We start from the raw sequence: 14,104 nt of genomic DNA on the forward strand, positions 1-14,104 counted from the left end.
CCGATCGCCCCGTCCTCGGCCACCCACCACGATCCGCCGTGACCGGTGCGACCTCGACGAACTCCGAATCGAGTGAAACTCCCGGCGATTTCGGAGCGAGGGCGTGTCAGCACGTCCGAACGGCTCGTTTGTCCTTGCGAAATGACCGCCTCAGCTTAGGAAAGCCATGACCTTCGGCACAGAAGAGCCGTCTTCCGTCCGGATCGACCGGCGCCGGGAAAACGGTACGGACAGCGACGGCCGCAGCGGTGTGCTGCCGGAGCAGGGCGGCGCGACCGGCGAGCATCGACCCCGGACCGACGGTCGCCCGGAGGAGGCGAGGCGGGCCGCCGCGGCGGAGTCGAGCGAGCGGAACCCGATCGAGGTGCTGCGCGCCCACGCCGACCATCCGAGCGCCTTCCTGGCGGTCAACACCCGGACGCGGCACTACTACGGGAGCGGCGTCCCGGGCCTGGTCGCCCATCTGCCGGGACGGCGGCAGCACATCCAGTTCGGCGGCCCCTTCGCGGCGCCCGGGCAACGAGGCGCCCTGCTGGACGAGTACCTGCACATGCTCGGCAGCGGCCCCGGCCGACGCAAGGCACTGACGGCGGTCCAGCTTCGGTCGCACGACATCGCGCTCTACGCCGATCGCGGCTTCGCGGTCAACCAGCTCGGGGTCTCCTACGGCGTCGACCTGTCCCGTTTCACACTGCGCGGCAAACCCCTCGCCAAGGTCCGGCAGAACGTCTCCCGGGCCCGACGCGAGGGCGTCACCGTCACGGAGGTGGGCGCCGAGGCGCTGCCCGATCGACGCACCCTGGAGCAGATCGACCGCGAGTGGCTCCGGGACAAGGGGCGCCTGGTACGGCAACTGTCCTTCATGGTCGGCGAACACGGCGGCATCGGCGGGCCGCTGCGCCGCACGTTCCTGGCCCGACACCGCGACGAGATCGTCGCCTACATCACCTACGCGCCGGCCTGGGGAAGTCGCCCCGGGTGGTTGTGCGACCTGTCCCGCCGCCGCCCGCAGGCCCCCGTCGGCACCCACGAACTGATCACCCTCACGGCGTTGAACCGCTTCACCGAGGAGGGCGCGGGCTGGCTGCATCTCGGCCTGGCGCCGTTCGTCGGGCTGGCCGACGAGCACGAGGTGCCCGGTGCGTCCGCGCTGCTCGGGTGGGCGATCCGACAGGGGACCAAGCGTGGGCTCTACCCGGCGCGCACGCAGGAGGCGTTCAAGCTCAAGTGGGCCCCACACGTGAGCGAACCCGAGTACCTGGCCTTCCAGGACCGGGTCCGGCCGGCAGCGGTATGGCGCCTGCTACGAGCCACCCGGGTGGTGTGACTCCCGGGCTCGCCACCTCCGCCGGAGCCGGCCGGCGCCGGGCCGGACCACCGGTCCCGCTCGGCCCCGTCGACGGAGGCGGGCAACCCGGCGGAAGGTGTCGGTGCACGGGAATGCCGTGTCCCCGCCGGAGGTTCGTCGATGGTGGTACGTGAAATCGGTGCATCGAGCGAGGAGAATCGGCATGCCGCACGCCCGGGTGAATGGCGCCGACCTGTACTACGAAGTCGAGGGCGACGGTGTGCCGCTCGTGCTGGTGCACGGCTCCTGGACCGACCACAACGGGTGGCGCCCGGTCGTTCCCGCGCTGGCCGAGTCCTACCGCGTGGTGACCTACGACCGCCGGGGCCACGGCCGCAGCACCGGCCCGGCCGGTCCGGGCTCGCGCGTCCAGGACGAGGACGACCTGGCGGCGCTGCTGGAGTGGCTCGACCCGGCGCCCGCGCACGTGGTCGGGAACTCCTTCGGCGCCTCCACGGCGCTGGGGTCGGCCGCCCGCCGGCCCGAGTTGTTCCGCAGTCTCGTCGCGCACGAGCCGCCGCTGCTCGACATCGTGGCGGGCGATCCGCAACTCGCACCGCTGATCCGCGAGACGCAGGGTCGGATCGACGCGGTGGTGGAGAGCCTGCGCGCGGGCGACGACCGAGGCGCGGCGTACCGGTTCGTCGAGGAGGTCGCGCTCGGACCCGGGATGTGGGAACGGTTGCCCGATCCGGTACGCGAGACCTTCATCGGCAACGCCGCCACGTTCCTGGACGAGCAGAACGATCCGCGCTGGGCGTCGATCGACCTCGCCGCGATCTCCGACCTCACCGCCCCGGTGCTGCTGAGTCACGGCACCGCGAGTCCGCCGTGGTTTCCCGGGATCATCGACAGGCTCGCCGACGCGATCGCCCACGCGCGGGTCGCCACGCTCACCGGAGCCGGGCACGTCCCGCACTCGACGCACCCCGAACAGTACGTCGCGACCGTGACCGGCTTCCTGGCCGACGTGTCCTGAGCGGAACGCGCGGTCGGCGGACCGGTCGCGGTCGCGGCGATCACGCGTCGCGCTTCTCCAACAACAGCGTGCCCAGGAGCAGCAGGAGCAGGGTCTCGGCCACGAAGACCGCGAAGCCCGGCCACGGTTGCAACATCTTGTCCCCGGCCCGGACCGACATCACCTGACTGCCGGCGTTGGCGGGCATCAGCTTGGCGATCCAGTCGCCGGTCTTGCCGGGGATCAGGCCCACCACGCCGCCGACCACGAAGATCAGCGCGATGCCCAGGGTGATCGCGCCGGCGGTATGCCGCAGCAGCACGCCCAGCGCCATCCCGAACAGGCCCAGCACGGCCAGATACAGACCCGTGCCGATCAGCGCCCGAACCACGCCGGGATCGCCGATGTCGACCCCGATGTCCTTGGCCTCCAGCATCAGGTTGGCCAGGAAGTAGCAGCAGAACCCGGTGACCGCCCCGACCACGAACAGGACCAGGGCCAGGACCAACGCCTTGGCGGCGAGCATCGAGGCACGCCAGGGCACCGCGGTCAGACTGGTGCGGATCATGCCGGTCGAGTACTCGGCCGTCATCGACATCACCCCGAGCACCAGCGCGGCGATCTGGCCGAACGCGACGCCCACGGTGAGCAGATCGGGGGCGTCGTTCTTCTTTCCCGCGGCCACGTCCTTGGCCACCTCGCCCGCCGCCAGGGCGGCGATGCCCCAACTGATCAGGACGCTCACCGCGAACAGGGCGAGCAGCGTCCACAGGGTCGAGCGCACGGTCGTGATCTTGGCCCACTCGGAGTCCAGGATCCGGCCGAAGGTCAGCCGCGGTGGGTGCTTGGCCGCGGTGGGCGCGGTGGGCACGGTCGTCGTCATGGCAGCCTCATCCGATCCGGTCGGCGGTGGTCGGCGGACCCCAACCCGGGACGGCCGGGTCGGCCTCCCGGGGCGCGCCGCCGGTGTGGTACTCGACGCTGTCGGCGGTGAGCCGCATGAACGCCTCCTCCAGCGAAGCCTCGACCTTCGCCAACTCGTGCAGGAACAGCCCGTTGTGCCCGGCCAGGTCACCGACCTGGTCGGTGCTCACGTCCTGGACCAGCAGCGCACCCGCCGGGTCCCGGGTCACCTCCCAGCCCGCGGCCCTCGCGAGCTCGGCGAGCCGGTCCGCCTGCGGCGAGCGCACCTTCACGTGGCTGATCGAGTTCTCCGTGATGAACTGCGCCACGCCCGTGTCGGCCAGGATCCGGCCGCGCCCGATGACCAGGAGATGGTCGGCGGTGACGGCCATCTCGTTCATCAGGTGCGAGGAGACGAAGACCGTGCGGCCCTCGCTCGCCAGGCGCTTCATCAGGTTCCGGATCCACAGGATCCCCTCGGGGTCGAGCCCGTTCACGGGCTCGTCGAAGAGCAGCACCCGGGGGTCGCCGAGCAGCGCGCCGGCGATGCCCAGGCGCTGACCCATGCCCAGGGAAAAGCCGCCGGAGCGTTTCCGGGCGACGGAGGCGAGGCCGACCGTGTCCAGCACCTCGTTCACGCGGGACAGCGGAATGCCGTTCGACTTGGCCAGTACCACCAGGTGGTCCCGGGCGGTTCGGCCGCCGTGCAGGGCCTTGGCGTCGATCAGCGCCCCGACCTCCAGCATCGGCGCGACCAGGTGCCGGTAGGCCCGACCGTCCACCGTCACCCGGCCGGCGGTGGGCCGGTCCAGGCCCAGGATCATCCGCATGGTGGTGGACTTTCCCGCACCGTTGGGGCCGAGGAACCCGGTGACCCGTCCGGGGTGAACCTCGAAGCTGATGTCGTCCACAGCCGTCTTCGTGCCGTATTTCTTGGTGAGGTTTTCCGCAACAATCATGGATATATGCCGCCTTCTCCTCGGGCGGTCTTCATGATGGCCCGACCCGTCCCCGCCCGCATCCCCACCGGGGAGACGGGTGAACACGCCGACCTCGGGTGCGCCGTCGGTGGGAGACGCAGGTCACATTCGGCCGTGTCACAGGGGAACGGGTCGCCTCGTCTCAGGGTGTGTAGGCAGCGAACGACCACGAGGGAGCACACCATGGACGCGCGACTGAACTTCTTCGCCGGGGCGACCGACAGCAAGGTCTTCAAGCACCTGATGACGGCGGGCAAGGCGATGAAGGACTCGGCGCTGCCGGCCGCGACACTGGAGTTGGTGTCGCTGCGGGTGAGCCAGATCAACGGCTGCGCCGTCTGCATCGACATGCACACCAAGGACGCCACCGCGGCCGGGGAAACCGCGCTGCGGCTGAACCTGGTGGCGGCGTGGCGGGAGGCGACGGTGTTCACCGAGGCCGAGCGGGCCGCACTGGAGCTGGCCGAAGAGGGGACCCGGGTCGCGGACGCGGCCGGCGGTGTCGGCGACGACGTGTGGGCGAGCGCCGCCAAGCACTACGACGAGGAGCAGCTCGTCGCGCTGGTGTTGCTGATCTCGTTCATGAACCTGGCGAACCGGATGAACATCATCACCCGGCAGCCGGCCGGCGACTACCAGCCCGGACAGATGCACTGAAAGCGCGGGGCGGAGCACGAGTCCCGGGGCCGGGAGCGATGCCTCGGCCCCGGGTCGGGGGCGCTACCGTGACCTGCCGACGGCGCGGTCGATCATGGAAACCGCCCGCGTCGGCAGGTACGACGGGTCGCACGGCGGTGGGGAAGAAGAGGAGTCGGCGTGAGCAAGGTCGAGGACTTCGAGGAACTGCGTCCGCTGCTGTTCTCGATCGCCTACCGGATCCTGGGCAGCGTGGGTGAGGCCGAGGACGCGGTGCAGGAGACCTGGCTGCGCTTCGACGGTTCGGCGACCCGGCCCACGTCGACCAAGGCTTTCCTGTCGGCGGTGGTGACCCGGATCTCGATCGACGTGTTGCGCTCCGCGCGGGTGCGGCGGGAGGAGTACGTCGGTCCGTGGTTTCCCGAGCCGCTGCTGAACGATCCGTACCAGGACCCGGCGCGCTCGCTGGAGCTGGCCGACTCGGTGTCGATGGCGGCGTTGGTGTTGCTGGAACGGCTCAGTCCGCTGGAGCGGGCGGTGTTCGTCCTGCGGGAGGTCTTCGCCTTCGGGTTCGAGGACGTCGCCGCGGCGGTGGGGCGTTCCGAGGCGGCCTGTCGGCAACTGTTGGTGCGGGCCCGGCGGCACATGCAGGCCGGGCGGCCGCGGTTCGAGGCGGACCGCGGGGAACGGCGGGAGCTGGCGACGCGGTTCTTCGACGCGCTGAAGGACGGCGACGTGGGCGGGCTGCAGAATCTGCTGGCCGCGGATGTGCAACTGGTCGGGGACGGCGGCGGCAAGGCCCCGCAACTGGCCAGGATCGTGGTGGGCGCGGAGAAGGTGGCCCGGCTGCTGGGGCTGTTCGGTCCGTGGCTGCTTCGGGTCGACGTACGGTTCGAGCCGGCGGAGCTCAACGGCGAACCGGGCGTGATCATCCGGGACCGGGACGGCGGGATCCTGCAGACGATGGTCGTCGAGGTGGTCGACGGGCGGATCCGGACCATCCGCGGGGTGAGCAACCCCGACAAACTCGGCCACCTCGGCCCGCTCGGCGACGCCTGGGCGGTCCACCACGAGGTGCGGCAGGCCCGTCGCGCCACGACCTGAGCGCGGCCACCGACACCGCCGCCCGTGGGTGAGTCGTGGGGCGGCGGGGGAGTGAAAGGGCGCTCGGCGTGTGCGAGTTCGCCCTCGCGATCGGGGAAGGCGGCAGCTCCGGGCGGTAGTTCGCGCGGTGCGTCGGGAAGGGGCGTGAGGCAACGGTGGTGCGGTGCCTCGGCTCCGACCGGGAGCGTCACCGCACTGCCGACGCAGAGGTTCGGCCCCGGCGCGCGACGATCTTCCCGGTCCGAGCCGACCGTTGCCGTTGCCGGGGTCGCGATGCCCTGCCGCCGCCTTCATCGGGCCGGGTGTGTCGACCGGGCCCGCTGGATCGGCGGTGGCCGATCGGCCGGAACGGGTCGGCATACGATGGGTCGCATGCCCCATTTTGTCCGCTTGCGTCGATGGCTGGTCGACATCCGAGGCCGTGCCGGCGGTATCGTCGCCGTCGTGACCGAAGCCGACCCGGCCCACCGCCGTCTGGCCCTGTTGGACGCCGCCACGACGCGGATCGGCAGCACCCTGGACATCGACACCACCTGCGCCGAACTGGCCGAGTTCGTGGTATCCGCGATGGCCGACCTGGCCATCGTCGACCTCGTCCCGCCCGATGCCGCCGGGCCCGCCGACGTGCTCCCGCCCGGCCGGGCACGGCTGCGTCGAGCCGCCCTGGCCTGCGTCCCGGGCCTGCGTACCCGGCTCCCCTCGCTCGCCCCGCCCGGCGCGTCCGTACGACACGGGGCGGAGTCCGCGGTCGGACAAAGCCTGCACACCCGCGTGCCGGTGACGACGCCCGGGCCCGCCGGCCCCGCGTCGAACGACCCTGCCGATACCGCGACCGCGCTGCGCGCCGCCGGCATCGACACCACCCTCGCCGTCCCGCTGATGGCGCACGGCCGCATCGTCGGCGTCCTGCTGCTCGCCCGAGCCCCGGAATCCGCCCACGACTTCACCGACGAGGTGATCCGCCTCGTGCAGGACCTGGCCGCCCGCGCCGCGGTCGCCATCGACAACGCGCGCCGCTACACGCAGGCCCAGGGCATCGCGGTGGAGCTGCAGCGGGCACTCCTGACCGAACCCGGTGCACCCCACCCCAACCTCGACGTGGCCTTTTGCTATCTGCCGTCCGGAAGCACCTCGGTGGTCGGCGGCGACTGGTACGAGGTGGTACGGCTGTCCTTCGGCCGCACCCTCCTGGTGATGGGCGACGTGATGGGACACGGCATCGAGGCCGCCGTCGACATGAGCAACTACCGCTCCACGCTGCGCCAGGTCGCGGCGATGGACCTGCCCCCGCACCGGATCCTGCGCCGACTCGACGCACTGATCGACGAGAAGAAGTCGGCCCGCCCCGCCACGTGCCTGCTCGCGCTGGCCGACCCCGGGCGCCGGCGCTGGACGTTCTCCAGTGCCGGCCACCTGCCCCCGGCGCTGATCGCCGCCGGCCGGCCCGTCGAACTCGTCGAGATCCCCACCGGCCCGCCCCTGGGCACCGGTGTCGGCGGCTACGAACAGGCCACCCGTGCGCTGCTGCCCGACGAGACCCTGCTGCTGTACACCGATGGCCTGGTCGAGCGCCGGGACCGGGACATCGACGATTCGCTCGCCGGTCTCGCGGCCCTGCGCCCACCCACGGCCGGCGCCCTGGAGGACCTCCTCGACGCGGTCCTGCTCGGCTTGGCTCCCCAGACGGGCGAGGACGACATCGCGATGCTCGCCGCCCGCATGCGCCCCCGCTGACCCGGGACGCCCGCGGGCGCCCCGGGCGAGGGGACGTCACGCCGTGAGCGTGCGCCAGGTCCGGGAAGCGGCGTCGGCGGGTGTGCCGTCGAGGACGCGCGCGGTGCGGCCGGCGGGTTCGAGGACGACGGTGGCCAGCGTGGCCCAGCGTTGGCCGAGCGGCATGTCCGGGTCGGGGACGCAGGTCACGGGCGGTTCGCCGGCACCGGTGATCAGGTGGCCCACCAGTTCGTCGGGCGTGTTCGGCGCGCCCTGCCGGGTGAGCCGGGCGCGGACGAAGTCGTGGCGTTCGATCGAGTCGGGTTGGTAGAGCCAGGTCTTCTCGTTCGCCGCGGGGATCGGGGTGAGGAAGTGGTTGGTGCGCAACAGCACGCCGTCGTCCGGTTCGATCGGGAAGACGCCGGCGGGACTCAGGTCCAGGAGCACCGCCCGGTCCGGGTCGAAGAGCGCGAACGATCCCGAGGAGGCGATCGGCGCGCTGCGGACGATCTCGCGTGCCTCGGCGACGTCGGCGGCCTCTTCGAGGACGATCGCCGCGAGTACGTGCATGGGGATGCCGCCGACGCCGTCGCGGACGTGCCCGAGGATGTTGAAGTGCAGGGCCAGGCCGGCGCTGTTGATGCCGATCTTGGCGAGGATGCCGTGTTCGGTCAGGCCGACCACGTGGTGCCTGCCGCCGCGCGAGGCGAACGTGTGCCAGTGGTCGGCGAGTTCGACGTGCCAGTCCCAGGTCTGGATGCCGAAGGTGCGGGCGGCGGGGGAGTCGGCGGAGCCCAACCGGCGCACCAGCGTGGTGCATTCGCCCGGGGGCACCGTCGTGCTGCGGGCGAGGATCTCGGTGCGTGCGTTCAGGGCCGCGACGCGCCACGGCGGCACGTGTGCGCCGTGCGCGACGCCCTCGATCTCGGCGCGAACGCCGGGGCGGAATGCGTCGATCGCGTCGAGGGCACGCTCGGCGTCGTCGCGCACCCGGGTGGCACCGATGCCGCCGAGGGCGAACAGCCGGTCGTAGATCTCGATCGCGCCGTGGATGCCCGCGCGCAGGGCCTGCCCGCGGGCGATGCCGCGGTTGCGCGGGTCGGTGTCGGCGACCGTGACATGCGGGCGCGGTCCGGGGCGGGGGTCGGTTGCGACGGTCACGGGCGCTCCTCGGCGAGGTCGGTGTGCAGGAGTACGTCGCCGTCGACGACGGTGGCGAGTACGGGATTGTCGGCCTGGGCCTCGGGAGTGAGGTCGAGCGGGTTCGCGGCCAGCACGGTGAGGTCGGCGAGGTAACCCGGGGCGATCCGGCCGAGTCGATCGCGAGCGCCGCTGGCGTGGGCGGCGGCGAGCGTCATGCCGGTGTACGCCTCACGAGCGGTGAGCGCCTGCTCCGGCTGTACGGGCCTGGTCTCCGGTTCCTCGACCGGGCGGCGCAGTTGGCAGTCGGCCAGGCCCACCCGCGGGTCGCCCGGGCCGATCGGCCAGTCGGAGCCCAGTGCCACGACGGCGCGGTGGTCCACCAGGTCGCGGGTGCGCCAGCCGTGCGCGGCGCGGTCCGGGCCGATCCGCCGCGACCAGTTGTCGGTGCCGTCGCCGCGGGTGTGTCGGGTGCCGTGCGCGGGTTGCAGGCTTGCCACCACGTCGAGTTCGACGAACCGGCCGAGCAGGTCGTCGGGGATGGACTCGACGTGTTCGATGCGGTGCGGGGCTCGGGGGACCGGTCCGATCTCCTCGATGACGTCCAGCGCGAAGCGCACCGCCCGGTCGCCGATCGCGTGGGTGGCGGTGGGGATGCCGTGCTCGACGAAGAACCGCATCGCGGCCCGGTAGGCGTCCACGTCGCGCCACAGCGGTTCGCAGTTCTCGCCGTGGGTGTCCGGGTGTTCGAACCAGGCCGTGCCGTTGTCCGCGGTTCCGTCGAGCATGAACTTCACTCCCTCGACATGCCAGCGCCGGCCGTGCAGGCCCTGCAGCCCGACCACATGTTGCCAGGCGTCCGGGCCGGAGTCGGCGGCCACCAGGGGGGAGCAGCGGATGCGTACCGGCAGGTCGCCGTGTTCTTCCAGGTGTCGATAGACGGCTTCCGAGGGGTCGGCGAAGTCCAGGGCGTGCAGGCCGGTGAGGCCGCCCCGGGCCAGGCGTTCGAGTTCGCGGCCGACGTACTCGGCGGCGGTGTCCACGGGCACGTCGGGGTAGTGCGCGAACACCAGGTCCATCGCCTGGAGTTCGACCACGTATCCGGTGGGGCGGCCGTCGGGGCCGACCTCGATCGAGGAGGCGTCGGTGAACGTCTCGTGGCCGGTGAGGCCGACGAGTTCCACGACGCGCGGGCTCACCACGAGCGCGTGCGCGTCGCGGGTCATCAGCGAGACGGCGCGGCCGGGGAGGCGTTCCCCGAGCACCGCGCCGTTCGGCTCGCCGGGGAAGGCGTTGACGTCGAGGTCGTATCCGGTGATCCACGCGTCGTGCGGATGCGTGGCGACGGCCGCGGCGAGGAGTTCGCAGACCCGGTCGAGGGTGTGGGCGCCGGACAGGTCGACACCGCCGCCGATCGAGATGGATCCCCACACGGGGTGGGCGTGCACGTCGACCAGGCCGGGCAGGATGGTGGCGTTCGGGAACTCGTGCACGACGGTGGCGGGGCCGCGCAGTGCGGCGACGGTGCCGGTGTCGCCGACGGCGAGGATGCGGCCGGCCCGGATCGCCACGGCGTTCGCGCGCGGGTCCGGGTCGGCGTCCGCCTTCGGATCGGCGTCGGTGCGGAGGTGTTCGACGTGTCGGGCGAGCACAATGACGTCGGCGTGCACGGGTCGGTTCCCTTTCTTGGTCGGGGTGTTCGCGGTTCGGTCGGTTGCGGAGCCGGCCCGGTTGCCCGGGGTGCGGTTCATCCGCGCGGGATCGATCCCTGGGCGCGGGCCACGCCCCAGTAGATGGCCGCGGCGCCGAGCATCCCGCCCGGAATGGCCAGGTCGAGATCGCCCGCGGCGGCGGCGAGGGGGCCGGTCCAGAAGGTCGTGGTCACGCTCGTCGCGGCGATGAGGCCGCCGCCGACGATGGCCAGGACGCCGGCGGGGTGCACGCCGCCGGTGTACCAGAACGGGCCGTCGCGTCGTTCGGCGAGCAGGGCGGCGCCGTCGTAGCGGTTGCGGCGCAGCAGCAGGTCGGTCACGGCCACCGCCATGGCCGGACCGGTGACCACCACCACGAGTTCGAGCATCGTGTTGACGCTGGTGAGGAAGTCGAAGACCAGGGTCGCGAAGAGCGTCATGGTGGTGCCCAGGACGCCGATGATCAGGACGGCCGGGATCCGGGCCAGGCGCACGCCCACGGACTGGATGGCCAGGCCGGCGCTGTACGCGGTCATCCCGTTGTTGGCCATGGTGTTGGCGACGACGGCGATGACGAACAGGGGGATGAACCAGCCCGGGAGGATGCTCTCCAGCGCGCGCTGGGGGTCGCTCATGTCCAGGGCGGTGGCGGCGAGGGCGCCGACGCTCGTGAAGACGACGCTGGGCAGGTATGCGCCCAGGGCGGTCCAGCCGGCGATGGCGACGGGGTTGGCATCGCGCGGGAGGTAGCGGGCCAGGTCCGGGCTGTTGCTGTAGGACAGGGGCGTGGAGGCCACGATGGTGAAGGCCGCGGTGAGGGTGCCGAACAGGGCGACGCCGTGCAGCGGTTCGGCGGGGGTGTAGGACCAGTCGGTGTGGGCCAGGACGTAGCCGGTCACCACGACGAAGACGACGGTGAGGAACGCGCTGAGGGCGGCGTACAGGCGCACGATCGTGGCGTGGCCGAAGATCGCGATGAGCAGGGTGCCGGCGGCGATCGTGCAGACGATCACCGCCTCGACGGTCGAGTTGTCGGGGAGGCCGACTCGCTTGGCGAGGCCGATGCCGGCGACGGACGCGGCCGACCAGTTCAGGGCCAGATACGCGGAGGCGATCAGCCATCCGGTGAGGACCAGGACGACGCGGTTGCCCACTACGCCGTACACGGCGCGCGAGACGACCGATCCGCTGGTACCGGCCGCCGGGCCGCTCACCGCGAGCACGCCCGTACAGATCCACAGCAGGTTGGCGACCAGCGTGACGCCGATGGCCTGGGGCAGCGAGAGCCCCATCAGGATCAGCGTCGCGCCGACGACGAAGCTCAGGTAGCTGACGTTCGGGGCGGCCCAGACGGCGAAGAGTTCGCGCGGTCGCCCGTGGCGCTCGGCCTCGGGGACCTGAGCGATGCCTCGGGTCTCGGGGCGGCCGACCTGATCGGTGGCGGATGCGTCGGGCGGCGGCGCTGGGAGTGCGTGGTTCATACGTCGAGACCTCTCGGGGGGCACACCTCTGGCAGCCACTGCTATTGGTCGCGTGGCCAATGGGGTATTGGCCACACATCCAATAGGGTGGTCGGTATGACGTCAAGCCCCCCGCCGACGCGGATTCGCAAGCCTCCCGAGGAGCGGCGCGCCGAGATCGTGCGGATCGCCGCGCGCATCGCTCTCGAAGAGGGACTCGAACGCATCACCCTGCGCCGCGTCGCCGACGAGCTGGGCGTGCGCCCCGGGCTCATCGGCCACTACTTCCCGGCCGCCGACGACCTGGTGAGCGAGTCGTTCACGCACGCCGCGACCAAGGAGCGTGGGTCGCTGCTGCCGGGCGAGGAGGCCGGGCTCGCCCCGATCGACCGACTCGCCCGCTTCCTCACCCGCCTGACCGACGGCGACTACGCCGACCTCAGCCGCCTCTGGCTCAACGCACGCCACGTCAGCCGGTTCAAGACCGGCCTGCGGGCGGCCGTCCGGGCCCAGGAGGAACTCACCCGCGACGCCCTCGCCACCCTGATCGACGAGGGGGTGCGCCGGGGCGAGTTGACCACCGAGGACCCACTCGGCGTGGCCCTGCACATCCTCGTCAACATCGACGGCCTGGGTGCCTACACCAACGACGACGTGCCGTTCGACCACCCCGCCCTGCGCGACATGACCATCACCACGGCCGAGCGCCTCCTGGACCTTCCCGTGGGCACGCTCCGCGCCCGGGGGTGACACGGGGCGGCCTCGGGGCTTCCGGGTGCCTCGGCCGACGGCAGTAGCCTTGAATCATGGCAAAAGGTGTATGTCGTCGCAGGCGCCGGTCGGGGTGGGCGGCGGGCGGCGTCGTGGCGACGCTTCTGGCTGCCCTGCTGACGGTCCTGTCGGCGCCGGTGTCGGCGCAGGCGGCGTCGGGCGGCGGGATCGGGGCGATCGCGGACGCGCTGCGGAGTGACCCCGTGTACACCGTTCCGGCGGCCGCGCAGGTGCTGCCCGGTGACACCGCCGACGCGTTGCGGGCCAGGATTCGGGCCTCCGGGAAGCCGGTGTTCGTGGTCGCGGTGCCGGCCGATTCGCCGCTCGCGGCGGCCGGTTCGCGGGCGGCGGTGTTGTCGGGTCTGCGTGAGCAGGTGGGGCGACCGGGTGTGTACGCGATCGCCGTGGGCCGTACCTTCGACGCCGCGGCCGACGCGTCGGTCCTGTCCCGGGCGCGGCTCGCCACGCTCAAGAGCGACGCGCAGGCCGCGCACCAGGGCGACGGGCCGGGTCTGTTCACCGCCTTCGTCGACGCAGCCGTGGCCGAAGCGGGGCAGGGCTCGGCGCCCGCACGCGAGGGGCGTGCCTCGGCGTGGTCGGGCCTCGCGGTGGTCGCGGTGGTGATCGCCGCCGGGGCCGGCACGATCCTGCTGGTGCGCAGGCGGGCGAACGCCCGTCGGGCGGAGCGGGCGCGGCGGGAGCTGGAGCAGGTGCGGCCCGTGGTCGACGAGGACATCACCGCCTACGGCGAGACCCTGGAGCGGGCCGCCTTCGATCCGGGCGCGGCCGACTCCGACGACGCGATGCGGGCGGACTGGACGAGCGCCCTGGACGCCTACGAGCGGGCGAAGTCGGCGCTGGCGACGGCCCGCGAAGCGGGGGACGTGCGTGCGGTCGGCGAGGCCCTGGACGACGGACGATTCGCCCTCGCGACCCTGGCGGCCCGACGCGAGGGTGCCCCGCTCCCGCAGCGCCGACCGCCGTGCTTCTTCGACCCGCGGCACGGGCCCTCGGTGCGGGACGTGCGCTGGGCCCCGGCCGACGGCGCCGAACGCGACGTACCGGTCTGCGCCGCCGACGCGGCGCGCCTGGACGACGGTCTCGATCCGGAGATTCGCGAGGTGCCGGGCCCCGGCGGTCGTCGCCCCTACTGGGAGGCCGGTCCCGCCTACGGTCCGTGGGCCGCCGGTTGGTACGGCGGCATGTTGTTGCCGGGCCTGCTGCTGGGGACCACGCTCGGCGCATCGATGAACATGGGCTACCCCGCCGACGCGGGCGCGTCGGAAATGGGCGACGGCGGCTTCGGCGGGTTCGGCAACGACACCGGCGGCGGCGGCTTCGGTGGATGGGGCGGAGACGCCGGAGGCGGCTGGGGCGGGGACGCCGGCGGCTCGTTCTGA

At 72.4% G+C, this 14,104-nt stretch carries 12 protein-coding genes; 7 read left to right on the top strand and 5 right to left on the bottom strand.

What is annotated here, in order from left to right; translation table 11 throughout:
* The first annotated feature begins 166 nt into the window (after window positions 1-166).
* Window positions 167-1,327 (top strand): phosphatidylglycerol lysyltransferase domain-containing protein, encoded by a 1,161-nt coding sequence (locus tag ACH4U8_RS08335; RefSeq protein WP_395776221.1) that lies wholly within the window; start codon window positions 167-169, stop codon window positions 1,325-1,327.
* 184 nt (window positions 1,328-1,511) lie between these two features.
* Window positions 1,512-2,327 carry an alpha/beta fold hydrolase gene (locus ACH4U8_RS08340; RefSeq protein WP_395776223.1) on the top strand — a complete coding sequence of 272 codons (816 nt, stop codon included), beginning with the start codon at window positions 1,512-1,514 and terminating at the stop codon, window positions 2,325-2,327.
* A gap of 40 nt (window positions 2,328-2,367) precedes the next feature.
* Here the strand turns inward: ACH4U8_RS08340 and ACH4U8_RS08345 are convergent, their stop codons facing one another.
* Both ACH4U8_RS08345 and ACH4U8_RS08350 read right to left on the bottom strand, forming a co-directional pair.
* Window positions 2,368-3,189: an ABC transporter permease subunit gene (locus ACH4U8_RS08345; protein WP_379989378.1), complete on the bottom strand. Its 822-nt coding sequence runs from the start codon at window positions 3,187-3,189 to the stop codon at window positions 2,368-2,370.
* A 7-nt stretch (window positions 3,190-3,196) separates the two neighbouring features.
* Window positions 3,197-4,168, bottom strand: coding sequence for an ATP-binding cassette domain-containing protein (locus ACH4U8_RS08350; protein WP_360316546.1), 972 nt, complete (start codon window positions 4,166-4,168; stop codon window positions 3,197-3,199).
* 204 nt (window positions 4,169-4,372) lie between these two features.
* Between ACH4U8_RS08350 and ACH4U8_RS08355 the strand changes: the two genes are divergently transcribed.
* The 3 genes from ACH4U8_RS08355 (at window position 4,373) to ACH4U8_RS08365 (ending at window position 7,663) form a co-directional block, all read left to right on the top strand.
* Entirely contained in the window at window positions 4,373-4,846 is a 474-nt protein-coding gene (locus ACH4U8_RS08355) for a carboxymuconolactone decarboxylase family protein (RefSeq protein ID WP_395776225.1), read from the top strand.
* Window positions 4,847-5,005: 159 nt separating this feature from the next.
* Window positions 5,006-5,929 (top strand): RNA polymerase sigma-70 factor, encoded by a 924-nt coding sequence (locus ACH4U8_RS08360; protein WP_360316551.1) that lies wholly within the window; start codon window positions 5,006-5,008, stop codon window positions 5,927-5,929.
* A gap of 444 nt (window positions 5,930-6,373) precedes the next feature.
* Window positions 6,374-7,663, top strand: a complete 1,290-nt coding sequence (locus ACH4U8_RS08365) for a PP2C family protein-serine/threonine phosphatase (RefSeq protein ID WP_395776227.1) — start codon at window positions 6,374-6,376, stop codon at window positions 7,661-7,663.
* 36 nt (window positions 7,664-7,699) lie between these two features.
* Here ACH4U8_RS08365 and ACH4U8_RS08370 read toward each other — a convergent pair whose 3' ends face one another.
* From ACH4U8_RS08370 to ACH4U8_RS08380, 3 genes are all read right to left on the bottom strand, one after another.
* Window positions 7,700-8,803, bottom strand: a complete 1,104-nt coding sequence (locus tag ACH4U8_RS08370; protein WP_395776229.1) for a C45 family autoproteolytic acyltransferase/hydolase — start codon at window positions 8,801-8,803, stop codon at window positions 7,700-7,702.
* Window positions 8,800-10,452: an amidohydrolase gene (locus tag ACH4U8_RS08375; RefSeq protein WP_395776231.1), complete on the bottom strand. Its 1,653-nt coding sequence runs from the start codon at window positions 10,450-10,452 to the stop codon at window positions 8,800-8,802. The genes ACH4U8_RS08370 and ACH4U8_RS08375 overlap by 4 nt, the downstream gene beginning before the upstream one ends.
* Before the next feature lie 77 nt (window positions 10,453-10,529).
* The gene (locus ACH4U8_RS08380) at window positions 10,530-11,954 is read right to left on the bottom strand and encodes a purine-cytosine permease family protein (protein ID WP_395776233.1); all 1,425 of its coding nucleotides are present in this window, start codon (window positions 11,952-11,954) and stop codon (window positions 10,530-10,532) included.
* Between the two features lie 96 nt (window positions 11,955-12,050).
* On the opposite strand from ACH4U8_RS08380, the gene ACH4U8_RS08385 reads away from it, so the two are divergent.
* Window positions 12,051-12,683 (top strand): TetR/AcrR family transcriptional regulator, encoded by a 633-nt coding sequence (locus ACH4U8_RS08385; RefSeq protein WP_395776235.1) that lies wholly within the window; start codon window positions 12,051-12,053, stop codon window positions 12,681-12,683.
* A 113-nt stretch (window positions 12,684-12,796) separates the two neighbouring features.
* A complete protein-coding gene (locus ACH4U8_RS08390) occupies window positions 12,797-14,104 on the top strand; it encodes a hypothetical protein (protein ID WP_395776236.1) in 1,308 nt (435 codons plus the stop codon).

The sequence above is a fragment of the Embleya sp. NPDC020886 genome, from assembly GCF_044333915.1.
Classification (GTDB): Bacteria; Actinomycetota; Actinomycetes; order Streptomycetales; family Streptomycetaceae; genus Embleya.